The sequence below is a fragment of the Weizmannia acidilactici genome (genome assembly GCF_008974225.1).
Lineage (GTDB): Bacteria > Bacillota > Bacilli > Bacillales > Bacillaceae_C > Weizmannia > Weizmannia acidilactici.
Map to the genome: position 1 here is coordinate 1 of NZ_BKZR01000102.1, position 1,205 is coordinate 1,205.

1 protein-coding gene is annotated in these 1,205 nt (G+C 39.4%); it reads right to left on the reverse strand.

Annotated elements, in window-relative coordinates:
• Positions 1 to 76: 76 nt before the first annotated feature.
• Positions 77 to 1,063, reverse strand: a complete 987-nt coding sequence (locus GBH70_RS16400) for a Gfo/Idh/MocA family protein (RefSeq protein WP_151682012.1) — start codon at positions 1,061 to 1,063, stop codon at positions 77 to 79.
• Positions 1,064 to 1,205 lie beyond the last annotated feature (142 nt).

The window sequence follows — 1,205 nt, forward strand, 5'->3', positions numbered from 1 at the left end:
TTATAATACATTTTATATTAAAGTCAATATTAAATTATAATAATTATAAACAAGGTATTAATGGAAAAAAACAGGCTTAACTGCGGTCGGTTTTAAAAACAATCCCGTTTTGTTTCCGCGATTTTTCGATGACGGACAGGACTTCAAAACTGGACTGCTTCAATGCTTCATATGCTTTCCGGTCCTTTTTCGCAATGATATCGGCAAAATCAATGATTTCGTACATCATGTTCTGCTCCACCTGTTCGCCGGAAAATAAAACAGGTTCTTTCGTCCGCACATCGGCAAACTTCATATTTTGCAATTCGGAAATGCCCTCAATAATAATGCTCCCTTTTTCACCGTGAATTTCGCTTGGAATGAAGGAATGGGAGATTTTTGAGCAAATTACGGTAATGTTGAATCCCTCATATTCCAAAACGAGCGTGCCGGCCCCGTCAATACCGTTCCGGAGCAGTACAGGGAAATAATGGCTGTTTTTCGGGGCCCCGAACAAATAAATGGCAAGCGACAGTGGGTATACGCCCAAATCCATCAATGCGCCGCCCGAGAAATTCCGCGAGAACACATTCGGCTCTTCGCCGGCAAGAAAAGCATCATACCGGGAGGAATATTGTACATATTGGAATATGGCGCTTCTGATCTGCCCGGCATCTTTTAACTTTTCTTTTAAAAGCTTGGCGTTCGGATAATGGATATTCCGGATCGCTTCAAATAAAAATACTCCGTTTTCTTCGGCAATTTGAAATGCTTTCTTGAATTCTTCTGTATTGGAAAAAATCGGCTTTTCACAAATGACATGTTTTTTGTTTTTTAAAAAAACAAGCACCTGCTCAAAATGGAGGGAGTTCGGCGATGCGAGATAAACTGCATCGATCTTTTCGTCTTTTGCCATTTCTTCAAGATCGGTGAAAATTTGTGGTGCGTCATGCTTTGCTGCCATTTTTTCAGCCTTTTCTTTTGAGCGCGAATAAACCGCCTCGAGGGTTAATTTTCCGGATAAACGGGCCGCGTCGATGAACGCGGATGTAATCCAACTTGTACCTACCGTTGCAAAATGCATAATATCGCTTCCTTTTTATTGTTTTCATGGATAAGTTCATTGTAACACATGTCGAAACGGTTGATAAATGTCTTTCATTCGACATAAAATTTTATAAAAAAATAGATATTTTTGCTGGAAAAGATATATAGTTGAAATATAT

Bases quoted from the DNA above. Each gene is read 5' to 3' on its own strand.
- GBH70_RS16400 (WP_151682012.1), bottom strand. From the start codon at position 1,063: ATGCATTTTGCAACGGTAGGTACAAGTTGGATTACATCCGCGTTCATC.